The 22,740-nt window shown below is 39.2% G+C and carries 25 protein-coding genes; 13 read left to right on the top strand and 12 right to left on the bottom strand.

Going from position 1 to position 22,740, the window contains the following annotated elements; genetic code table 11:
* The first annotated feature begins 23 nt into the window (after positions 1–23).
* The 6 genes from Q0625_RS11065 to Q0625_RS11040 are packed head-to-tail and all read left to right on the top strand — an operon-like array spanning position 24 to position 5,622.
* Positions 24–179: a hypothetical protein gene (locus Q0625_RS11065; RefSeq protein WP_298827174.1), complete on the top strand. Its 156-nt coding sequence runs from the start codon at positions 24–26 to the stop codon at positions 177–179.
* A gap of 7 nt (positions 180–186) precedes the next feature.
* Positions 187–777: a hypothetical protein gene (locus tag Q0625_RS11060; RefSeq protein ID WP_298827171.1), complete on the top strand. Its 591-nt coding sequence runs from the start codon at positions 187–189 to the stop codon at positions 775–777.
* Positions 778–832: 55 nt separating this feature from the next.
* Positions 833–5,050: a hypothetical protein gene (locus tag Q0625_RS11055; RefSeq protein WP_298827168.1), complete on the top strand. Its 4,218-nt coding sequence runs from the start codon at positions 833–835 to the stop codon at positions 5,048–5,050.
* A gap of 1 nt (position 5,051) precedes the next feature.
* The gene (locus Q0625_RS11050) at positions 5,052–5,243 is read left to right on the top strand and encodes a hypothetical protein (protein WP_021629487.1); all 192 of its coding nucleotides are present in this window, start codon (positions 5,052–5,054) and stop codon (positions 5,241–5,243) included.
* A 10-nt stretch (positions 5,244–5,253) separates the two neighbouring features.
* Positions 5,254–5,487 (top strand): hypothetical protein, encoded by a 234-nt coding sequence (locus Q0625_RS11045; protein WP_298827161.1) that lies wholly within the window; start codon positions 5,254–5,256, stop codon positions 5,485–5,487.
* Positions 5,488–5,499: 12 nt separating this feature from the next.
* Positions 5,500–5,622, top strand: coding sequence for a hypothetical protein (locus tag Q0625_RS11040; protein WP_021629489.1), 123 nt, complete (start codon positions 5,500–5,502; stop codon positions 5,620–5,622).
* 17 nt (positions 5,623–5,639) lie between these two features.
* Here the strand turns inward: Q0625_RS11040 and Q0625_RS11035 are convergent, their stop codons facing one another.
* The 4 genes from Q0625_RS11035 to Q0625_RS11020 form a co-directional block, all read right to left on the bottom strand.
* Positions 5,640–5,780 (bottom strand): hypothetical protein, encoded by a 141-nt coding sequence (locus Q0625_RS11035; protein WP_298827151.1) that lies wholly within the window; start codon positions 5,778–5,780, stop codon positions 5,640–5,642.
* Positions 5,781–5,973: 193 nt separating this feature from the next.
* Positions 5,974–7,113: a site-specific integrase gene (locus tag Q0625_RS11030; protein ID WP_298827148.1), complete on the bottom strand. Its 1,140-nt coding sequence runs from the start codon at positions 7,111–7,113 to the stop codon at positions 5,974–5,976.
* 193 nt (positions 7,114–7,306) lie between these two features.
* Positions 7,307–7,732 (bottom strand): DoxX family protein, encoded by a 426-nt coding sequence (locus Q0625_RS11025; RefSeq protein ID WP_298827146.1) that lies wholly within the window; start codon positions 7,730–7,732, stop codon positions 7,307–7,309.
* 75 nt (positions 7,733–7,807) lie between these two features.
* Positions 7,808–8,011 carry a hypothetical protein gene (locus tag Q0625_RS11020; protein WP_298827143.1) on the bottom strand — a complete coding sequence of 68 codons (204 nt, stop codon included), beginning with the start codon at positions 8,009–8,011 and terminating at the stop codon, positions 7,808–7,810.
* 133 nt (positions 8,012–8,144) lie between these two features.
* On the opposite strand from Q0625_RS11020, the gene Q0625_RS11015 reads away from it, so the two are divergent.
* Complete coding sequence (locus Q0625_RS11015; RefSeq protein WP_298827139.1) at positions 8,145–8,843, top strand: DUF4294 domain-containing protein; 699 nt, start codon at positions 8,145–8,147, stop codon at positions 8,841–8,843.
* Positions 8,844–8,894: 51 nt separating this feature from the next.
* Here Q0625_RS11015 and Q0625_RS11010 read toward each other — a convergent pair whose 3' ends face one another.
* The 8 genes from Q0625_RS11010 to Q0625_RS10975 all read right to left on the bottom strand — a co-directional run bounded on the left by Q0625_RS11010 (position 8,895) and on the right by Q0625_RS10975 (position 17,902).
* Positions 8,895–9,875, bottom strand: coding sequence for an outer membrane beta-barrel protein (locus Q0625_RS11010; RefSeq protein ID WP_298827136.1), 981 nt, complete (start codon positions 9,873–9,875; stop codon positions 8,895–8,897).
* Positions 9,876–9,897: 22 nt separating this feature from the next.
* Positions 9,898–10,245 carry an arsenate reductase (glutaredoxin) gene (gene arsC / locus Q0625_RS11005; protein WP_298827133.1) on the bottom strand — a complete coding sequence of 116 codons (348 nt, stop codon included), beginning with the start codon at positions 10,243–10,245 and terminating at the stop codon, positions 9,898–9,900.
* Between the two features lie 81 nt (positions 10,246–10,326).
* Entirely contained in the window at positions 10,327–11,175 is an 849-nt protein-coding gene (locus Q0625_RS11000; RefSeq protein ID WP_298827130.1) for a hypothetical protein, read from the bottom strand.
* A 12-nt stretch (positions 11,176–11,187) separates the two neighbouring features.
* Entirely contained in the window at positions 11,188–12,015 is an 828-nt protein-coding gene (locus Q0625_RS10995; protein WP_298827127.1) for a hypothetical protein, read from the bottom strand.
* Positions 12,016–12,025: 10 nt separating this feature from the next.
* Positions 12,026–12,745, bottom strand: coding sequence for a bacillithiol biosynthesis deacetylase BshB1 (gene bshB1 / locus Q0625_RS10990; RefSeq protein WP_298827124.1), 720 nt, complete (start codon positions 12,743–12,745; stop codon positions 12,026–12,028).
* Between the two features lie 197 nt (positions 12,746–12,942).
* Complete coding sequence (eno, locus tag Q0625_RS10985) at positions 12,943–14,235, bottom strand: phosphopyruvate hydratase (RefSeq protein ID WP_298827122.1); 1,293 nt, start codon at positions 14,233–14,235, stop codon at positions 12,943–12,945.
* Between the two features lie 86 nt (positions 14,236–14,321).
* The gene (gene yidC, locus Q0625_RS10980; RefSeq protein ID WP_298827120.1) at positions 14,322–16,181 is read right to left on the bottom strand and encodes a membrane protein insertase YidC; all 1,860 of its coding nucleotides are present in this window, start codon (positions 16,179–16,181) and stop codon (positions 14,322–14,324) included.
* Between the two features lie 104 nt (positions 16,182–16,285).
* Positions 16,286–17,902: a CTP synthase gene (locus Q0625_RS10975; protein WP_298827117.1), complete on the bottom strand. Its 1,617-nt coding sequence runs from the start codon at positions 17,900–17,902 to the stop codon at positions 16,286–16,288.
* 331 nt (positions 17,903–18,233) lie between these two features.
* On the opposite strand from Q0625_RS10975, the gene Q0625_RS10970 reads away from it, so the two are divergent.
* From Q0625_RS10970 to gldD, 6 genes are all read left to right on the top strand, one after another.
* Positions 18,234–18,590: an SPOR domain-containing protein gene (locus Q0625_RS10970; protein WP_298827112.1), complete on the top strand. Its 357-nt coding sequence runs from the start codon at positions 18,234–18,236 to the stop codon at positions 18,588–18,590.
* Between the two features lie 54 nt (positions 18,591–18,644).
* Positions 18,645–19,307 carry a phosphatidylserine decarboxylase family protein gene (locus tag Q0625_RS10965; protein WP_298827109.1) on the top strand — a complete coding sequence of 221 codons (663 nt, stop codon included), beginning with the start codon at positions 18,645–18,647 and terminating at the stop codon, positions 19,305–19,307.
* Between the two features lie 2 nt (positions 19,308–19,309).
* The gene (gene mutY, locus Q0625_RS10960) at positions 19,310–20,353 is read left to right on the top strand and encodes an A/G-specific adenine glycosylase (protein WP_298827106.1); all 1,044 of its coding nucleotides are present in this window, start codon (positions 19,310–19,312) and stop codon (positions 20,351–20,353) included.
* Between the two features lie 31 nt (positions 20,354–20,384).
* Positions 20,385–20,843, top strand: coding sequence for a single-stranded DNA-binding protein (ssb, locus tag Q0625_RS10955; protein WP_298827102.1), 459 nt, complete (start codon positions 20,385–20,387; stop codon positions 20,841–20,843).
* Positions 20,844–20,968: 125 nt separating this feature from the next.
* Entirely contained in the window at positions 20,969–22,189 is a 1,221-nt protein-coding gene (gene gldE, locus Q0625_RS10950; protein ID WP_298827294.1) for a gliding motility-associated protein GldE, read from the top strand.
* On the top strand, positions 22,186–22,740 hold the full coding sequence (gldD, locus tag Q0625_RS10945; protein WP_298827099.1) for a gliding motility lipoprotein GldD: 555 nt from the start codon (positions 22,186–22,188) through the stop codon (positions 22,738–22,740). Before gldE ends, gldD begins: the two co-directional genes overlap by 4 nt.

The following is a 22,740-nucleotide window of genomic DNA, read 5'->3' as shown; positions in this document are numbered from 1 at the left end:
TTACAGTACTATAAACCCAAACTATGGCTCGAAAGAAAACAACTCAAAAAGGTACAGATCTAAACGAAAATTTTCACCTCAAGGACAAAATCGCCCTTGCTCTCTCAGCTATGGCTGTTCTACTGGCAGGCTTCCAAGTCTATTTGGCTGTAAAACACGAAAAACAAAATATAAAATAGTAAGAATATGAACAGATCTGAATGGGAACGAAAAGTAATAGACGAATCATACAAACTTGATCAGTATCTCAAAAAATCTCCTCCTGTTCTTTCAGAGGAGCTGAAACAGACATATACTAAACTTCTTGATGAGTGTGAAAAAGCACTTAGAAGATTTGAAATTGAGATAAGAGTGCATCCATTTGGTGGTGATAGTTTTTTAAAAAGTTTGTGTAAAGATATTGAAAAGTTAATTCTCAAAATAAAGGATTATCTCTATTTATATAGGACTTGGAAGCCTAAGCCTCCAGCAGCACCTGCCCCTGCAAAATCTCCAGTAGCACCACCTGCAACCAAGCCTATAGTGCCTACACCAGTAGCGCCACCTGCAATCAACCCTATAGTACCTGCACCAGTAGCGCCACCTGCAACCAAGCCTATAGTGCCTGCACCAGTAGCGCCACCTGCAACCAAACCTATAGTACCTGCACCAGTAGCGCCACCTGCAACAAAGAATGAAGAGGAACCAAAGACAGGATTCTTTACCCCAACTAATATCCTTCTCGTTCTATTAGTAGTAGGGGGAGGTTTCTTTTTCCTAACAAGAAAAGAAAAATAATTCCATAAGAACAAGAAAGCATGAATCTTTCTCAATCTAAGAAAACAAAATAACTATGACAGCCCTCGAAGCCTTTAACGCCCTCAATAACCGCGAAGTCTCTCGCAAGGAAGTAGAACAAGTCTTGACCCAAGCCAAAGCAGAAAACAACACAGCTATTATCTATCGCCTTAGTCAAGCCCTTAACAACAGCCCCGAAGCTACTCATTTTGAGATTACCATTACTCAATATGATAGCGCTGCGGGGCTTTCAGGTGTGCAGCATACAGGCGACTACCACGAAGCCTTGGATGATTGTGGTCGCCTACGCAGGGGCTGGAAGTTCGTCAAGGGTAATGTGGTAAAGGTAGAAGAAAAGCCTAAAAAGGAAGCCAAACCAAAGAAGGAGAAAGCTACACAGAAGGAGGGAAAAAACATAGAAAATACTGTTACTCTCTTACATACTGAAAGGTTCAAAGATGATCTAAGCTATGACACTTTGGAACGTTCTTATGCTTGGATTTCTTTTGATCCTGAAAAACGAGCCAAAAGAGAACAACAAGACTGGGCTGATAGTATGGAACAGCTCTACAATAGCCATGCAGAACAAGCTAAGCAAACGGGAGCATTGGAGGCTTATAACGCAACTTTTGAAAAAGGATATGCCTCACTTTTGAAAAACTATAAGGAAATGATAAGTATTCGGGCTCGCACCTTTAGCACAGGCGTTACTGGAGGAGCTGGGATAACAGCTCGTAAGATCGCTAGTAATGAAAGCCTTATACAACGAGAATATGAAAAACTAAAAACACACAATCGAGAAGTAGAAAAACTAAAAAATAAGCTCGCTAAAATAGCTAAAAATACTCCTGCTGATCAATATGAAACTGGAGAAGTTGTAAAAAGTGTTGATGTAAATGCTATTGCTAAGCTACAGGACAAAATCAAGCAGTTAGAAGAGAAAAAAGAATATATATACAGACAGCAAAAAGCAGAAAAAGAATATAAGAAATCAAAAGACAGTTCTGTTTTTGAAAAATATGACATCAAAAAGGAAGATGTAGAAGAAATGCTTGATAAAATAAATAGATATGGGTACGCTCTTTATAGTAGTCCTGCGAATATCAATGCTGAAATACGAAGAATAAAAGAACGAATCACAAGCCTTGAGAAAAATCAAAGCAAAGGAGAAGAAGAGATACTCATTGAAGGAGGGAAGATTGTAAAAAATGGAGCTACACAACGCTTACAGATATTTTTTGACGGCATTCCCGACAAAGATGTAAGGGAAAAACTCAAGAAACACGCCTTTAAATGGGCACCCTCTGTAAAAGCCTGGCAACGTACGCTTACGCCAAATGCTATTTGGGACGTAGAACATAACCTATTAGCTACAGGAATACTAAAAAAACAAGGGCTTTCAGGGGTACAGCATACAGGCGACTACCGCGAAGCCTTGGACGATTGTGGTCGCCTACGCAAGGGCTGGAAGTTCGTCAATGGCAACGTGGTGAAGGTAGAGGAAAAGCCTAAAAAAGAAGCCAAACCGAAGAAGGAGAAAGCGCCACAGAAGGAAAAACCCACTAAGGAAGTATCAGACCCCAAGGTAAAAGATTTTGAAGCCTTTGATGATTTGCAGGCACAACTAGTCACTGAAAATGTGGATATTCCTAAAGGTGAAGTATTGGACTTTATCTACAATTTTACAGACGCTTTTGAAGAAGGAAAAACAATCTTTCGTTTTTGGAATACACCAGGGAAGAAGCCTACAGAAGCCGTGCTACAATATAGAAAACACCCCCTCCTTACTCGTTTGCAGAATCCCTCTGCTAAAATGCGTGCCTATGAGCTTACACCTCGTGGGTATGAGCTATTGGAGAAATTCCATAAAGGGGTAGAACGTATAAAAAAGACTTATGACCTTGGCTATATCGCAGGAATACACAAACTTTATAATTTTTTGAGAGATAGAAAAGCCTATCTAAAAAATGAAAATGTCCAAGATTCGTCTAAAAAAAAAGTAGAAAAAGCCCCCAATAAGGCTACAAAGTCCCCAAAATCAAAGGAAGGAAAAGTCCAAAACGTGGCTAATTTCACCCTATTGCAGGAACCTACTAAGGTGTTTCTTGAGTTTGAAGACGAAAAAAACGAAATTTATTATAAGAAGTCTGCCGACAAGCAGGGGGCTGTAGGATCTGACTTTTTAAAGAAGATACTAAAGGACTTAAAAAAACAGAATCTTAAGGAGGAGCCTCGTGGCTTCATCAATACAGAAGATTTTCTTGTGAAACCTACTATTTCAAAAATTACAGGTATTGATAGCCTCAAGACGATCGTAGCAAAGAAAGATGATTTACGTCCAGTTTTAACTTGTGTTTTTATAGATAAAGACTGTTATATAGCCACAGACGCTAATAATATAATCCTTTTAAATCGTCCTAAGAATGACGGACTAAAAACAGGCGCTTTGTATGATCCTAATTATAAATGTACCAAGATCGAGGGCTGTTCAAAGGAAGAATATTACAGGGATATATATCCAGGCTCCATCAATTATAAATCTGTATTAACTGAAAACCCCGTTTATACCTCCGATTGGGTAGCTATAGAGCCGATTGTTCAGCATTTGAAATCAGGACTTGAGGTAATAAGGAAGATTTATGATTGGAAAATGGTATATGTAGTTAAGATCACCTCCAATGCAGGAGAGGGGCACTATAGAATTAAGGATTTGCTGAATATATTGCAAATTCTACAAAGCAATGGAGCTAAAAAGATAAGGCTATACACCAATAACTTAGAGAACAAAAATTTAAATATAGAAACAGATAATGGGAATATAGCACTGACAACGCCTGTATATATGGGGGATCGTAGTAATGATGTGATAAGTCAATTAAGAATAGCTCCTATCCAATTGCATTTCACTCAAAACCGAAAGGAAGAAAAAGGCCTTTCCAGTGTGGATTACTCCCAAGGGCTTTTTGGTGCCGTCCCCGAAGTCTCTACCGAAAGGTTTAAGCAGATGTCTGTACCTGAGTTAAGGGAATACACATTGGAATATTACCTTGAAAATTATGGAGGAAAGAGTATTTCTAAAAATTTCTTTAAAGAAGACAATATTCAGATAGAGTTCTTTAATACAGCAGGAAAAAAACTACAAAAACCTATTTACAAAGAAAAAGTAGCTGTTTTGGAGCATTTAGAATCGCTTATTAAAAATTCTACTTACAATAATTGGGGAAATAGAAAAGAAAGTAGCCCGCCTAATATCATAGGTTACCTAAATTTTAAAGCGAAAGTTACTATTGATGGAGAGAAACGGCACGTACGTATTTCTATTGCAGTTGATAGAGATAGAAAGTTTAGGTTTAAAACCTTTGAAGTAGGTGCTAATCCTAAAAAGAAAAAGCAAGCTACCTCTATTCCAGCCCCGTGGGTAACTGAAAGCCTAAGAGATAGCTCGCTTTCTGAGGACAAAGTTACGAAAAAATCTTTATCCCGCAAGAAAAAAGACGAAAAATTTGGTCTCAATGCACCCGAAGCCCCTGTAACCTCCTTGCCAGCTCCAAGGCAAACCCTCGCCCAGCAGTTGGCAAAAAGCCCTGAAGTAAGAGAAAGTTTCTTAGTGGCCGACGAGCAAATGAGCCTTTTCCTTGGGGCCTTGGAGAAAAAGACTAAAGACAGCCTTGTGATCACGCTCACTGGCAAACAAGGTAGCGGAAAAACACGCTTTGCCTTTCAGTTTATGAATGCCCTGGCGCAGCGCTATCGTGTAGGACATGCCTCTATCGAGGAGCACCCCGAAAGTGTGCTGTACGAGGAAAAAGCCTATCAGTACCTAAACGATACAGCCTTGGAGCATATCACCGCTCAGGACGTGCGTTCCTTGGCAGAGCTGGACACTATGATTCATACCAACGAAGTGATTGTAATTGATTCCTTTCAGAAAATGCGTGAGCTGGCACCTCATTTTGAGATTGACAAGGACTTGCGCAAGAAGTATGACGGCAAGCTGTTTTTGGTGATCTTTCAACAAACAGCAGACGGCAAAATGCGAGGAGGTAGCAAAAGCCAGTTTGACGGCGATATTATTCTCTTTACAGAGACCTTTCCCGATTACCGCGAGAACTATGTATATCCCGACAAAAACCGCTACAACAAACGGCCCGCCACCGAGCTACAATATAGCATATACGAACAACGTATGCTTACCACGGCTCCCGAAGTGCCCGCCCTACCCGCTCACTATGAGCCAACAGAAAGTGAAGAACTGAATTTTGAAGTATTATAATATGAAAGTAGAAATAATCTCTTATAGAACAGGTGTAGATGTGTTGGGATTTCCTATAATCCACGAGCATATATTTATAGAAAGCACAAAAGAAAGTGCTTCTCATTCCAAAAAAGGAAAGAATATGTCAAAGAAAAGCGCTGTACGCAATACTGTACAACATTTTCTTTCAAGAGACGTAAAACAATTATAAAAAATAAGTTATGAACAAAGAAAAACAACAAGTGTTTGAGCGAGTTCGTGTAGAAAATGAAGAACTTAGAGAAAAAATAGGTAAGTTAAGAGATTTCTTGGAAAGCGAGAAAATTAAACAAATAGACAAGACACAAGCCTATTTACTAAGAATGCAGTATGACACAATGACGGCTTACGCTAATATCTTAGAAAAAAGATTAGCTCTTTACGAGGAAGAATCAAAAACAACAGATTTTAATTAAATATTTAATTCTATGGCAACAAAGAAAGTCGGCTTGAAAGCCAATGGACGGCTCAAGAAAGGTTTCCGTTACAACGAGAACGGACGTATTGTGAAAGCGAAGAAAGCAACCACGAAGAAAACTCGTAAGCGCTAACCCTTGAGTACAAATCCCTACCCCGTAAGGTTAGGGATTTTTTGTTTGGTACATTTTTTTACATTTTCCTCCTCTGCACGGCACACGCAGGGGAGTTTTTTATGCTTGGTTTCCAAAAATAGGCTCGGTTTCCAAAAATTTCCCCCTTTGGTTTCCAAAAATAATAAAGATTTGGAAACTTATATAAATACAATGTAACTATGTGAAAATAAATAGTTTATAACGATATATAGCTCTGTAAGGCGATTTTTGAGTTGTTTTGTAACTTATTGAAAATCAGCAATAGGTTTCTAAGTTTCCAAAGTTTCCAAAAAAACGGTTACTCCGCCCTACTCTCGTTGCGTAGAATCATCAGTAATGAATATTTTTGACTGTTTCATCAGCGGAGTTGTTGCGAGCGGTGTATATCTCCGTTATCTTCAGATCGGAGTGGCGCGCTTGATCTCTCACCTTAATAGCAGGAACGCCAGCGTTAAGCATATCTGTTATGCCTGTGTCCTTGAGCGAATAAAACTGAACCTCCTTTCTAAAACCATATTTTTTACGCACATTTTCCCAATGATAGAATAAATTTGTAACCGCTTGCTTTCCTGGGACAAACTTCTTTCCGAACAAAAATAGGTCTTTGGAGGCTTTGCCAATATGTTCTTTCAACTCCTCTATAAATATATTCGGAATGGTTACATTCTCCGTTTTTCTATTTTTGGAAATACTGCTGGGTATAGTGATGTAGTTTTTTTCTATATTTACGTTCTCCACCTTTAGTTTTTTAAGCTCATTAGGACGAATAAAACAGTAATAGGTAGTCATACAGAACACGTAAAAATGAAAATTCTCCTCTTTTAAGAGAGCTAATTTAGCTTTTTCTTTTTCATTGAGTACTACCCTTGTTTTCTCCTTTATAGACTTCGTCTTTGTATTTTTTACTGGACTTTCTTTTATAAACCCCTTCGACAAACAGAAGTTGAAAAAAGTTCGCATACACATAAGGTAAAAGTTGTAAGTTCTTGCGCTTTTCTCTTTCTCTATATAGATTCTATCCAAGAAATGATCACATATAAGCGTAGAAATATCAGATATAAACTTGACATTTTTCTGGTATATAGATAAATATTCAGTAAAAGCCGTAATAAAGTATTTGTAATTGTTGTAAGTAGATTTTCTTTTCACCCCGTCCGAAAGTTCCTTGGAGAGTGTTTTTAGGTAATAATCAAAACAGTAATCAATTGTTTTTACCTCTGTAAGGTTGCCCATGTATGGAGACCAGCCCGAATACAGTTGCTCGTTAAGTGTGTCTATCATCTTTTGAGCAAAGCGCAAGCGTTCTTTTTTGTTGCTCATTTTAGGCACCCTATTACGAAACCTAACCAGCTTGTCCGATTGAGGATCCTTAGCATAATACACAATTAGCCAATCAGTGCCTATACGGAGCTCAGCAGGCTTAAACGCCACCATGGGTATAATGGGAGATTGTTTGTTGTTTTTAGGCATTTTTTTATTTAGGGCTATGAGAATAGTCCTAAAATAATTCCTATTGAATACGTGTCACAAGTTTGACACAACCATGGTGCAAAATTACATATAAATATTTGAATATTAAAATGTTACGAGCGTTTTTTATTATTTCAGTGGTACAAAAATACTATTTTTTTGCGAATAAAAAGGGAGAAGAAGAGATTTTTTGTTAGTCCCATTTGCTTTTTTTGGAAAGGACATATTTTCCTCCTCCTAAGAAACATAGGCAGATGGCACCTCCTAAGAACAATCCTAAGGTCTCAATTGCCCAAGCTCCTGTATCAGGATTGATGACAAAAATTTCGTTTTTATGTACTAAGAAAATAGCTACCAAGCAGTTAAGTGCTATAATCATGGAAAAGAAACGGGTACGATAGCCTGCAATGAGCAGAATAGGTGCTACAATCTCGCCTATATAGACTCCGTATGCCCAAATACTAGGCAGTGCGTGATTGACCAATTGTATTTTTACAAAACTAATATCATGTAACTTAGAAATTCCATGGAAGAGCAATATTCCTCCAATGACAATCCTCAACAGAAGAATTCCTATGTGAACACCATTATTATTACTATTTGTATCTTTGTAGTACATTATCAACTAAATTATAAAGAGAGTGGGTGCAAAGATAGTGAAATTATTTCTGTAAATACAAGCATTTAATATAAATTAGTAAATATAAGTGTTTACACTTACCTTTATCCCAAAACGTTCATATAAGAGAGTTTTGAAACGATGTGCTACCATAAGGTCTGTAAATATCATGGCACGGCTAATACTCGTGGTAAAAACTACCTCTCCTATGAGGTATTCCACAAGATAAGTTCCCTCTTGGGTCATTAGAACATAATTAGGACTGGGGATTGCTTCCACTGCATTGGAATTTTTCGCAAAGTTACAAAAAAATAAGTAGAAGCTATTGATTTTTTGATATTTAATATATCATTTTAACATTTTAATAAAGAACAAATTTTTGAAAAAATCGTACATTTGTCCAAAATTTGATATGTACGCAAGAATTTTTTTTATAATAACCCTTATAGGAATACAGCCTATTTTTTCTCAGCAAACAGATACTCTAACAAAGGGAAGTAGTACTCAAGACAGTACAGAAGAACCTATTAAGAAAGATAGTATCGGTGCAGGAGAAATGGTATTTGACCTTGAGGAGATATTGTTCTTCGGAAATCAACCTCTTTTCAGAGATGAAACACAAAGGAAAAAATATGAGTTGCTCAAGTATAGGGTGAAAAAAGTATATCCTTATGCTAAAATGGCAGCCGATAAGTTATATAGTATAGAACGAACATTGGACACCTTACACAGCAATAGGCAAAAGAAGAAATATACTAAAAAGATACAGGAGGAAACTGAGGAGCGCTTCACAGATGAACTTAAGAAACTCTCTCGCTCACAAGGACGTATTCTGATTAAGCTCATTTATAGACAGACAGGCTATTCCGCTTATGACTTAGTCAAACACCTGCGCAGTGGTTGGCGTGCTTTCTGGTATAATAATACCGCTTGGTTTTATGATTTGTCGCTCAAGAGTATTTATGCTCCAGAGAGTGTGGAGGAGGATTTTTGGATTGAGGATGTTCTTCTGAGAGCTTTCTCACAAGGAGAATTGGAAATGCAACCTCCTGCTATTGGGATAAATTATCAAGCGATAGAGAAAAAGTGGCGAAAGCCAGCGGGTGAGTAGAAATTTGAGGAAAAAGGGCGAGCTTTAATTTAGCTCACCCTTTTTTGCTTGTTAGAAAGTATATTTGATACCAAAGTTAAGTCCTAAAGAGGAATAAGAAGCTTTTTCAGTAAGTTTTTTATTACTCAAAGGGTTCTCAAGTTCTTCTTTGCTAGCTTCCTCTACATAGTTGGTTCGTTGGTGATATACTTGTCCACGCAGTGCATCATTATAAGTGCCATTGGTAAAGCCATCTAAGTCTTTTAGAGGGACTTCTATGGATCGGCTGGCTCCCCCTATACTAAGATTAGCCTTGAAAGTTTGTTTGAAATCTTTCAGTTCGGAGTAGTCACGCTTTACAGCAATGTTCATATATTCCAATTCCGCAAATATAGACAAGTGTTCATCAATATGATAATTATACCCTAAAGCAGCGATAGTACCAAAAGGCATTTTTCCTTTGTAATCTTCGGTATAGGAAGTCTCAATGGTAGCTCCGGAGGCGATGGAGGCTCCGCCAGGTAAGCCCGCTAAGGAAGGAACTACAGCCTTAAGTCTGGCAACGATTGAGGCAGGAATATCTTGTTGGGTAGTGGTGTAAGAATGGGCTACTGCTTCGGTTTTCCCTCCTATTTTGGTAAGCAATCCAAAACGTCCGTAGAAATTATCGGTAAAGTTATAGGTTACTGATAGGGCAGCTCCCAAGGCACGTCCTCTTCCAATAACTTCTCCGTTAATGCTGGCTTTTAGAGGAGTATTTGCGATAGTTCTCTCGCTGATTTCGCGTCTTACTACTTGGTCTTTGCCATATAGGTATCCTACACTTACATCTACGCCCCATGTTTTGTTAAAGAAATAACCCACTCTGAGTTGGCTGTTGATGCCTTCTCCGAAAGTACCAAAGCGTACGCTTTGTGTGCCATTGATACTTTCTTCGCCTATTTTGGTGGAAGGTACCCCCCACGCATATCCTCCTGTGGCAGATACATATACCTGTGCGGAGGAAGTGTAGCAAGCTGCTAAGAGACCTGCTAATAGAAAAATTCTCTTCATATGTAATAAATAAAAGTTTGATTTATTCTGCTGTTTTGAGCCACTCTTGAGCAACACTCAAGGGGCGTGCTATGATAGCTCTTTCCCCATCTATGATTATGGGGCGTTCTATAAGTTTGGGATATTGGTGTAGCAAGGCAATAATTTCTTCATCTGAAAGGGTGTCCTTGCCTACTTCTTTCCAAACGGCTTCTTTTTTGCGTACCAACTCTATGGGTTTGATAGCTAATTTGCGTAGGAGTTCCTTTATTTCCTCTATTGTAGGAGGATTTTTGAGATAATCTACTACTTCTAAATTGAGCTCTTCCTCTTTGAGGAAAGCCAAGCATTCTCTGCTTTTGCTACAATGAGCATTGTGGAATATTTTCATGAGTTCTTAATTGTTGGGGATTAGTTATTTGCTCACATACACACTTATGCGATTTTTACTTTCTACCTTTTATCTTTTACTTTAATAGTAGGTGAGTTTTAGTTCTACTACAAAAGCTAATTTATCTTTGTATCGTACTTCTTTTCGTATCCAATTTCCTTTTTTATCGTATTGGTAGGATAGTTCGGAGTAGATAGGGAGTACACCATTGGTACTTATAGATTGTGCATAAGGGGGATAATTGTCTTTGTAGAAATAACTTACTCTGAAGTTATCTGTGTAATTGACATAATCTTCCTTGATTAATTTGGTAGGAAACCCTATAAGATTGTATTCATTCTGGTAGATGTATTTTCTATCATCTTCAGGACTTGTATATATTCGCTCGGAAAGATTTCCAAAATCATCATACCTTAGATAGCATTTTTCAATAATTTCTCCATCTGAATAGTAGGTGATACAAACGATAGGATTACCACTTTCATCCAATCGGCAAAGAGTAATACGCTGGAAATCGCTATCTTGTTCTATATGATAAATTTCTCGGCTTTCTTTCCTTTTTTCATCATAAGTCATGACAAATTCTTTGGTCAATTTGCCTTTGCTGTTATATACTTTTTCTTTTTTACGTCTGTTTTTGTGGTCATAAGTTATTTTTCTCTTTCCAATAACTTTATTTTTGTCATCATAGAATATTCTTTTAGTAACTTTACCTGCTTTGTTGAGCTTTATATAAGCATTTTTGTCATATAGAACGCCATTACTTATTATTTTATCTATCGTTTTGTCCTCATTCTCTTTTATTTTGTAAGGTATCATACGTATAGACTTTATTTTTCCTCTTAAAAAGAAATATTTAAGAGGTTCATCATCCTGAGCAAAAGTTGTAAGAGTATATAAGACAAATAATAAGTAAAGTAAAGGTTTCATGGAAAGGTCTTTTTAATAATAGGTGATTTCTCTTTTGATAATAGCAACCGCTTTTCCCTTGTGCAAATATGTTTTTTCTATCCAATTACCTTTGTGATCTAACTTATATTGGAAAGAGTAAGTGATGGGAGCATTTTGGTTAAGTGTAAAGATATGCTTTATAGGATAAATATCATTCTTGTAGATATACTCAAAGGAGCTCTTTATCTCAAAGTGAGGGCGGATAATTGTATTTTCTACTTTTGTTAGTCTATTGTTATGATCATATTCATAAGAAGACTTATGTTCAAGTTTGTTTTTATCATTATAAGTACGAGATTGGGTTAGGTATTTATTTTTGTTGTATTCAAGTACAGATTTTGCGGTTAGCTCTCCCTCGAAACCATAGGCAATCACCTCAGCGATTTGATCATTAGGGGTCATAGTCAGTTCTATTTTGGATTTTTTGTTAGGAAATCCAGTAGAAGTGGAGGTAGCTTTTCCCCTTTTCTGTGTATCATCATACTCATAAATGGTAGTTTGTGTTAGGTCTTCAGCAGCGATGCTAAGGATCTCTTTGGTCAGTCTACCCTTAGCATCATAGCTTGTCTTTTTGATAGTTGTAGGTCTTTTCCCCTTGTGGTAATTGACAAACTCAATGATACGACCTTGGGTATCAAAGGTGATTTGCTGGTTGTCGTCAAAGTGATCTACGTTCAAATCTCCTTGTGCTTCAGGGAGTTCTTCCTTGGTTACTGTTAGGGTCTTTACTTCATCCTTTAGCTGGTAAGCAAATCGTTGTTTTTCTTTTTGTCCCCAACAGAGAGAACAAAGTAAGAAGAGGAGGTAGGTAAGTTTCATGTGAAATAATCTAGATCAGGTCGCTGAGGTTATCTACGGCTACATAGCGTTCTACATTGAAGCCTTCAGCATAGTCGCGGTTGATGAGCATACCCAATTCCTGAGCGCGGAACTTGATGCTATCTTGGAAATTCTGACTGGTGATAACCGTTTGTGGGTCGTTACCTTCGTCAGGAACGAACTGGGAACGATAGGCATATACCGCTTCAATCTTTTTTTCTAAGAAACCAGTGATATCTACCACGAAATCAGGACGAAGGTCTTTCCACTGTATGTAGTGATAAACGACTTTGGGACGCCAAGCCTCTTGTGAGTTTCCGTTCTCATCGCTGGTTTCTATACGGCGCAGACCGCTCAAGAAGCACGCATCACTTACAAGCTTGCCGCCCTTGCCATGGTCTATATGGCGATCATCGAAGGGGTTGCAGATTACAATCTCAGGGCGATACTTGCGCAGTTTCTTGACGATTTCCAATTGGTGATGCTTGTCATTGAGGAAGAATCCATCAGCAAAGCAAAGGTTTTCCCTAATACTAATTTGGAGGATACGAGCGGCCTCATCGGCTTCTTTTCGACGGAGCTCGGCACTTCCACGGGTGCCCAATTCCCCTTGGGTAAGGTCAATAATACCTACTTTCTTACCTAAACTAATTTCCTTGGCTAGCGTACCTGCACAACCGAGTTCTACATCGTCGGGGTGTGCGCCAAATGCTAAAATGTCTAATTTCATATTACTTAGTTGTTAGTTGTTAGAGATTAGTTGTTAGAGACTTGAACTAGCTACTAACAACCAACCACTAATGTTGATTCTATAATTTGTGCAAATGTACAAAAACTTTCCCAAAGTAGAAGACTTTGGAAAAGTTTTTGTCGAAAATTTTTGAACACACTAAAAAAATATACTTATTTTTCTAGGGGTAGGTAGCATTAGTTCTTTACACGGAAAGCTTTTTCCTGTGGATAGTAAGCTACTTCACCCAATTCTTCTTCTATGCGGAGTAGTTGGTTATACTTGGCCATACGGTCAGAACGAGAGGCAGAACCAGTCTTAATCTGGCGGGTATTGAGAGCTACTGCAAGGTCAGCAATGGTATTGTCCTCAGTTTCTCCAGAACGGTGAGACATGATAGAGGTGTAGCCTGCACGGTGTGCCATATCTACCGCTGCGATGGTTTCGGTAAGGGTACCTATTTGATTTACTTTGATAAGGATAGAATTACCTACCCCTTGAGCAATACCTTTTTCTAAACGTTCTACATTGGTTACAAAAAGGTCATCACCTACAAGTTGTACGCGGTCACCAATAGCATCGGTAAGGAGTTTCCAGCCGTCCCAGTCGTTTTCATCCATACCATCTTCTATGGATATGATTGGATATTTGTTCACCAATTCAGTAAGGTAAGCTACTTGTTCAGCGGAGGTACGTTTTTTACCTTTTTCGCCTTCGAACTTGGTGTAGTCATAGATACCATTTTCATAGAATTCAGAAGAAGCGCAGTCAAGGGCAATTTTCACTTCATCGCCGAACTTATATCCTGCTTTCTCTACTGCTTTCTTGATAGTCTCAAGGGCATCTTCTGTGCCCTCGAAAGTAGGCGCAAAACCTCCTTCGTCTCCCACGGCAGTGCTTAATCCGCGGTCATGGAGTACCTTCTTAAGGTTGTGGAAGATTTCAGAACCCATTTGCAAGGCTTGAGAGAAAGACTCAGCTTTTACGGGCATGATCATAAACTCTTGGAAAGCGATAGGCGCATCGGAGTGAGAACCTGCATTGATGATGTTCATCATAGGTACAGGGAGGTTGTTGGCACTTACGCCCCCTACATAGCGGTAGAGAGGAATGCCCAATTCTTCAGCAGCCGCTTTGGCTACAGCGAGGGACACCCCAAGGATAGCATTGGCTCCCAATTTGGATTTGTTAGGGGTGCCATCAAGCTCGATAAGAACTTTATCAATAAGGTTTTGGTCAAATACATTCATTCCGATAATCTCTTCGGCGATGATATCATTGACATTTTCTACAGCTTTGAGTACTCCTTTTCCTAAGTATTCTTTTCCTCCGTCGCGAAGTTCCACTGCTTCATATTCTCCGGTAGAAGCACCAGAGGGAACAGCAGCACGTCCTCTGGCACCGCTATCAGTAATTACATCTACCTCTACAGTAGGGTTACCTCTTGAGTCGAGGATTTGTCTTGCATGTACATCTAAAATAATATTCATGGCGTTAATATTTAAATAAGGTTAATAATCGGTTATTAGGAACAAAGGTCAGTGGTCAGTGGATACTGACAACTGACCTTTTGGGGTTATTTCTTTTTGTTGTTTTGTTGGGCACGTTGTTGCGCTTCGGCTTGTTCCATCATTTCGCGGAATTTGCGTTGGAACTTACCTTCCTTACGTGGTTTCTGCTTGTTCTCTTGTATCTTGGCATGGATACGTTTTTCATCAATAATCCAATACTTGATAGCCAACATAATAAATATAGTAATAAGGTTGGATATGAAATAATACAAACTCAAGCCACTAGCGTAGTTATTGAAGAAGAATAACATCATCAGAGGGGAGATGTACATCATAAACTTCATATTAGGCATGCCCTCTTGTTGGGGTTGTTGCATTTGCCCTGTGGTCATAAGCATATATATCAGCATGGTAACAGAGGCTAATATAGGGAATAGACTCACGTGATTTCCATAGAAAGGAATGCTGAAAGGCAATTGAGCTATGGAGTCATAAGAGGAAAGGTCGTTAGCCCACAAGAAAGATTGCTGGCGGAGTACAAAGGCTGTCGGGAAGAAGCTAAAGAGCGCAAAGAAGACAGGCATCTGTAAGAGGGCAGGAATACAGCCACTGAGAGGATTGACTCCTGCTTTACTATATAGTGCCATGGTCTCTTGTTGGCGCTTCATAGCGTTATCTTGACCTTTGTATTTCTCGTTAATCTCCTCTATCTCTGGACGAAGTACTTTCATTTTGGCCTGAGAGAGGTAGGACTTATATTGGATAGGGGAGAGCAGAATACGTACAATAATGGTAAGGACGATAATGGCCAATCCTATAGACATAAAGCTGCTTAAGAGGTCGAAAACAGGAATTACAAACCATTTGTTGATCCAACCAAAGATACCCCAACCTAGAGGAATTGCTTTGGTAAGACCGTACTGCTTGTCATATTTTTTAAAAATATGATAATCCGATGGTCCATAGAAGAAGTGTAGTGACTGATTCAACTCTCCAGATGTGTATTCCAGAGGAAATATGGCTTTGAAGTCTTTGGTATTTTGTACACTTTTGTCTTCAGATGTAGCCAAGTTCTTGGAAGAGATAGCACCACTTGCAAAAGGCTTATCGGTGATGAGGAAGGAGCTAAATAGGTGTTGCTTGAAATTCACCCATTTGACAAGCTTGAATTTCTCAGAGTCTTCCCCTCCTGCACTAAGCTTATCATCGCGGTCATCCTCATACTGTACGACAGCTTGTACATATCGGTCTTCGTAAGTAACGCTCTTTTCCATACGGCGCGCCTTAAGCTTCCAAGTAAGCTGAGGAGCATTGCTTGTATTGAGCACAGAGCTAAGACCTACGCTGCGCACTGTCATATCAATGAAATATTCATCGGGACGGAGCGTATATACATATTCAAGGTATTGATTGGCTGATACTCGTAGCTTCATGGAAAGTACATTGCCAGCGAGAGAAGGTTCGAAAAATAAGTCTTCTGTCTTTAGGGTACGGTTATCCGTAGTGGTAATCTCCAAGGAGAAAGCGGCATTGTTATCTTTGATAAGTTCTACAGGTTGCCCTTCGTAGGTCTTTTGGTTTTTTACTAAAAGGCTTGTAATCTGTCCGCCCTTGTTGCTTACTTGTAGTTTAAGTAAGCTGTTTTCTAAGGTAGTAACAGCCCCCTCCTTAGCAGAAGGCAAGGTAGCAGAGTAGGCAAAAGCCCCTAGTTTTTCTTTGTACTTACTAAGACCTAAGGAATCGGTAGGCAATGAGGTCATTGCCTGTGGGTCAGGTGTATTTTGTGGCTGTGAGGAGTCGGTTGTTTGGGTGGTATTATTCACTTGCTCCGCAGTAGATTGATTGCGATAGAAAAAGAATATAAGCACAATGGTCATAAGCATCATACCTATAAGAGAAGTGAGGTTGGAACGTCTTTCTTCCATAGAGTGTTTGTTGATTTGATTAGGGTATTAATATAGGGCAAAGATACAATTTTTTAAGAACATGACCAATATTTTGCCCTGAAATATTGGAAGTTGTTTTTGAATTATTTTTTGAGTTTGTAGTCCAAAGCGGCTTTTACAAAAGCTACAAATAAGGGGTGTGGTTTGGCTACCGTACTCTTGTACTCAGGATGGTATTGTACACCTATGAACCAAGGATGAGAGGGGAGTTCGATTACTTCCACTAAGCCTGTTTTAGGGTTGATGCCTGAACAGCGCAAGCCAGATTCTTCAAGAGGTTTGCGATATTCGCTATTGAACTCATAACGGTGACGATGGCGCTCTGAGATATGGGTATTTTCATATACCTCATAAATCTTGCTGTCTTTTTCCAGATCACAATCCCAAGCACCCAAGCGCATGGTACCGCCTTTTTGGGTTACATGTTTTTGTTCTTCCATAAGGTCAATTACCTTATAAAGGGCATTGGGGCTTACTTCGGCAGAGTTGGCATTCTCAAAGCCTGCCACGTGTCGGGCAAACTCAATAACGGCCATTTGCATACCTAAGCAGATACCAAGGAAAGGAATATTATGTTCACGAACATACTGTATAGCCTTAATTTTTCCCTCTAAACCACGTTCACCAAAACCAGGTGCTACCAATACTCCGTCAAGACCGCTGAGTTTGTCCTTTAAGTTGCTCTCGTCCAAGTATTCGGAATGAATCATGACTACTTCTACTTTTACCTCATTTTCGGCTCCTGCATGAATGAAAGCCTCTAAGATAGACTTATAAGCATCGGGTAGTTCTACGTATTTTCCTACAAGACCTATACGTACACGGTGCTTAGGGTTCTTATGTTTTTGTAAGAAAGTATTCCATTTGCTCAGATCAGGGGCTTGGGCATCGGAAAGCGCTAATTTCTTGAGCACCACTGTATCAAGTCCTTCAAGGAGCATGAGGTTGGGTACATCGTAGATGGTAGAGACATCAATGGACTGAATAACTGCTTCTTTCTTTACATTGCAGAAAAGGGCAAGCTTTTGTCTGAGGTCATCGGGCAGCTCTCGGTCGGTGCGGCATACTAATACATCGGCTTTGAGACCACTTTCCATAAGGGCTTTTACGCTATGTTGAGTAGGTTTCGTCTTTAGCTCACCTGCAGCAGCTAGATAGGGTACCAAAGTAAGATGTATTACAATGGCATTGTTATCACCTAGTTCCCACTGGAGTTGTCTTACGGCTTCTATATAAGGTAGGGATTCGATATCTCCTACGGTACCTCCGATTTCGGTGATGACAATATCATACTGACCGCTTTTGCCAAGGAGCTGTATACGGTCTTTGATTTCATTGGTAATGTGAGGAATTACCTGTACAGTCTTACCCAAGAACTCTCCACGGCGTTCCTTTTCTATAACACTTTGGTAGATACGCCCTGTGGTAACATTGTTAGCCTGAGAGGTATATACATTAAGAAAGCGTTCGTAATGACCAAGGTCAAGGTCAGTTTCAGCACCATCCTCAGTTACATAACACTCACCATGTTCATAAGGATTCAGAGTACCAGGGTCTATATTGATATAAGGATCTAACTTCTGAATAGTAACCCGATAGTTTCTGGCTTGTAGTAGTTTAGCTAGCGAAGCGGCAATGATTCCCTTGCCTAAAGAGGAGGTAACTCCCCCTGTTACGAAGATATATTTAGTATTATCCATGTGCTTTATTAAGATAGGGCAAAAGTAAGGATATTTTGCGAATTAAACAAATAAGTAAGGGAATAATGAATGGTGATAAGTGAATAGTTTTTTTCACTCTTCACTTTTGCTCATGCTAGTTCAATTTACTAGATTTTAACTTTGTTCAGGTAGATCAATACAAATCCTTGAATAAGCCTCGTCATCTGTATAAGTACAATTCATTGCATCTTAGTGCAGAGAGATCAAGCGGATGATGGCAGTATTCAGTTGGCAGTTGAAAAAAAATAGAAAAATGTAAAGTCCGTGTTTGAGAAAAAAGTTGTATATTTGCCCCTAAATATATTAGTTAATGAAAAAGATTTGTTTTATAGCCACAATAGGCTTGCTATTTTGGGGACAGTATGCTTGTGGGCAACAGCTAAAAATCAATCAAAGCCAGCAAATCAAAGACCTTATGGAGGTAAAAAAGGAATTTGGACAGCAGGAGAAGACCTACCAAATCCAGATATATAATGGAACTATCTCTGAGGCAAATGAAGAGATCAAACGCGCTTCTGGGAAGTACTCTTATCCCTGCTTTTTGGCTTTTGAAACCCCTAACTATAAGGTTCGTATGGGACAATTCCGTACCCGCTTAGAGGCAGAAAAAGCTCTTACTAAGGTCAAAAATATGTACCCAGCAGCATTTGTGATAGCACCTTATTAGTGAGAAGTGAAGAAAATGGCTGACTGTGAATGAACAATTAATAATTAATAAAAAATGTTTTACAAAGCACATAAAGAAGGGGCAAAGATTATTTTGGTAAGTACCATTATTACAGCACTACTTTTCATACTAATAGACCAGTTTGTAGTCAATATGGAATGGCTTAGGATAGCCCTTATGTTGGTTGTCCTTGTTTTCTTTGTACTGATATTGCAGTTTTTTAGAAATCCTAAGCGTGAAACCCCTATAAATCCTAATCATATCATTTCCTCAGTAGATGGTAAAGTGGTAGTAATAGAGGAAGTAGAAGAGAATGAGTACTTTAAGGATAAGCGTCGCATGATCTCCGTATTCATGTCGCCCCTGAATGTACATGTAACTCGCTATCCTATGAGTGGACGTGTAGTTTATAGCAAGTATCACCCAGGGAAGTACTTAGTGGCATGGCATCCCAAGGCCTCTGAGGAGAACGAACGTACCACAGTAGTGGTTGAAAATGAACAGTTTGGGAAGGTACTCTACCGACAAATAGCAGGTGCCTTAGCCAAGCGTATCGTTAATTATGCCAAAGAAGGAGATGTTGCTCTGCAGGGAGCTGATGCAGGTTTTATCAAGTTTGGCTCTCGTGTGGATATTTATCTTCCTCTTTCAGCAAAAGTAAAAGTTACTCTCGGACAGAAAGTAAAGGGAGGTATAGATGTTATAGCAGAGGTGTAGTTTTGGAAGAAGAGAAATTTACCGATTTTTCAGCGCTACTCTGCAAATGGTACACTATTCATAAGCGGGATTTGCCATGGAGGGGAGTAAAGAATCCTTATTATGTATGGCTCTCTGAGATTATTCTACAACAAACCAGAGTAAGCCAAGGGCTTCCTTATTACTTGAATTTTGTAGCACAGTTTCCTTCGGTGGCTGATTTGGCGAATGCTCCTGAGGAAAAAGTGCTTAAAGTATGGCAGGGCTTAGGTTATTATTCTAGAGCTAAGAACTTGCAGCATGCTGCCCAGTATATTACTAGGGAATTGGGGGGTGTTTTCCCTACCACTTATGAGGGACTACTATCTCTCAAAGGTGTGGGAGATTACACCGCTAGTGCTGTTGCCTCTATTTGCTACAATGCCCCCAAGGCTGTAGTAGATGGAAATGTGTATAGAGTCCTTAGTCGCATATTTGATATAGAAATACCTATCAATACCACCGAAGGGGTGAAGTATTTTAGGGAATTGGCTTATCATCTTTTAGATAAGGATAGGGCAGGGGAGTATAACCAAGCTATTATGGAGTTTGGGGCGCTTCAGTGTAAGCCACAATCTCCAGATTGTAAGGGGTGTGTGATGAATGAAAAGTGCTTGGCCTATCACAAAGATAAGGTAGATAGGCTACCTGTGAAGCTACCTAAGGTGAAGATTACTCATCGTTATTTTCATTACTGTGTGATTTCCGATACACGAGGCTATACCCTTATGGAAAGGCGAGGTGAGAAAGATATCTGGCAGGGACTTTATCAGTTTCCTCTTTTGGAGACTACGGGAGACCTTTCAGAAGCTGATGTATATGTGTTGCTTAAGGAAAAATATCCCAAGGCTGTGGACATAGCACTCCAGCCTAAGGCTTTTTTGCATAAGCTCACACATCAGCATTTGCATATATCATTTTGGAAAATAGAGTTAGCAGAAGTCCTCGCACAAGGGATTCCTCCTACTGAGTTGGAGAAGTACCCGATGCCAGTGGTGATACAAAAATACATCAATAAGGACAAATGATTAATTATTGAATATAGACTAAAATATTACTATGAACGGAACATTAAATAAAGTCATGCTTATAGGTCGGTTAGGAAGTGATGTGAAACTCACTTACTTTGAGAAAGACAGTTGTGTAGGACAGGTGTCCTTGGCCACTGATGAATCCTATACCGATAAGACTACTCAACAAAAGGTGGAAAATACCCAGTGGCACAATCTTGTATTTAATAATAAGTTGGCCGAACTGGTAGCAAAATACGTCAGAAAGGGAGACCTACTGTATGTAGAAGGGAGATTGCGTACTCGACAATATCAGTCACAAGATGGTACCCCCCGTTATATTACAGAAATAGTGGCCTCAGATGTTAATTTCCTGACTCCTAAAAAAGGTACTTCCCAAGAGGCAACAAATATACCTCAATCAGTGTCAGCTACCCCTCAAGCAGAGGGTAGTGTACCAGACACAGGAATGGGTGCCCCATCACAAAAAGATGTTGTACCATTCTAAAAATAAAAGGATTCTCGTGAAGTCCTTATTGTATAACTAAACATTTAATTTTGGACACAGATTCGTCGATACTACAATCATTAACACCATCCACTGTGGATTTGCTCGTTAGAGCACTTATTTTTATGGTTCTTTTAGGTTGTTCTGCCCTTATATCAGGTGCAGAAACCGCTTTGTTTTCTCTCTCCTCTACTGAATTGGAAGAAGAGGAAGCTAAGGATAGTAGCTCCATTATCGTGCAGTTGCTTAAAAGACCTCAGAAATTACTGGCTACTATACTGATAGCTAATAACTTAGTTAATATATCCATTGTTTTAGTTTTTGCTCCCTTAGGAGAGTTTCTCTTTGGTGGTATGAACGAATGGGTACGAGCTATCTTTGAGGTAGGTATTCTTACTTTCGTTATTTTGCTCTGTGGGGAGATTCTGCCTAAGATATATGCCAATCGCAATAACCTCATCTTTGCTCATAGGGTGGCTCCTATTATCAAGGTGTTAGATGTATGCCTTACTCCGCTGAGTGTATTTATGACTCTTTTTACTACCTTTATCAATGATAGGCTTCGTAAAAGTTCCTCTATTTCGGTGGGACAACTCTCTCAGGCATTGGAACTTACTTCTCAAGAAGATACCACTCGTGAGGAACATAAGATACTCTCCGGCATTGTATCTTTCGGAAATACTGATATACGAGCGGTCATGCATCCACGCATAGATATTTCGGCTATAGATGAGACGATGACCTATGCCGAGGTTTTGGCTTTTATTCAAGAAAATGGTTATTCTAGAGTGCCTGTATATCAGGATAATATAGATAATATTACAGGGATTATCTATGCCAAAGACCTCTTACCCTATTTAGATGAAAAGGATTTTGATTGGAGGCGTATCAAGCGAAAGGCTTTTTTTGTACCCGATAACAAGAAGTTGGACGACCTACTGACCGAGTTTCAACAAAGAAAAATACACTTAGCCATAGTGGTAGATGAGTATGGGGGTACTTTAGGAGTGGTAACCCTTGAGGACGTAATAGAGGAAATTGTAGGGGAAATCAGTGATGAATATGATTCGGAGGATACCTTTTATACCAAGCTCGATGAGAATAATTTTCTCTTTGATGGCAAAACAGCCCTCAAGGATTTTTATCGAGTACTTGCTGTACCTGCATCGGCTGAAGAGCATTTTGAGAAAATACGAGGAGAGAGCGAGACCCTTGCAGGCTTTCTGTTAGAGCTTATTGAGGCTTTCCCAGAGAAAAAACAGGTGATTGCTTTTGAGAACTACACCTTTACTATAGAAGATATAGACAAAAAAAGAATCAAACAACTAAAAGTGACTATCAAATGATGAGCAGACTTCTTATCAGTTGTTGTATAGGGCTTTTCTTAGTAGCCTGTGGGGGAGATATACAGCCCAAGCCTAAGGCTTTTTTGCGCTTGGATTACCCAGAAGCTCAATATGATACCCTCAAGGAGGAGACCCCTTTCTCGTTTGAGAAAAATACCTATGCCAAGGTTAGCAAGAAAGAGGGGTATAACCTTAATCTAGATTATCCTGCCATGAAGGCAACTATATATATTACCTATAAGCCCGTGAAGGATAATCTTGTAAAGCTTCTCAAGGATGCACAAAACCTTACTTACGAACATACAATCAAGGCGACTAATATAGTGGAACAACCTTACCTAAATACGCAAGATAAGGTATATGGCATGTTCTACGAAGTAGATGGAAATGCGGCTTCGCAATCCCAGTTCTATATCACCGATAGTACGAGACACTTTATTACAGGGTCTATCTACTTTAGGGTACGTCCCAATTATGATTCTATATATCCTGCAGCTATGTACTTGAAAAAGGATATTCGCCGTATTATGGAAACTGCCTATTGGAAATAA

The sequence above is a fragment of the uncultured Capnocytophaga sp. genome (assembly GCF_938029845.1).
Taxonomy (GTDB): domain Bacteria; phylum Bacteroidota; class Bacteroidia; order Flavobacteriales; family Flavobacteriaceae; genus Capnocytophaga.
This window is presented reverse-complemented; position numbering and strand designations above follow the sequence as displayed.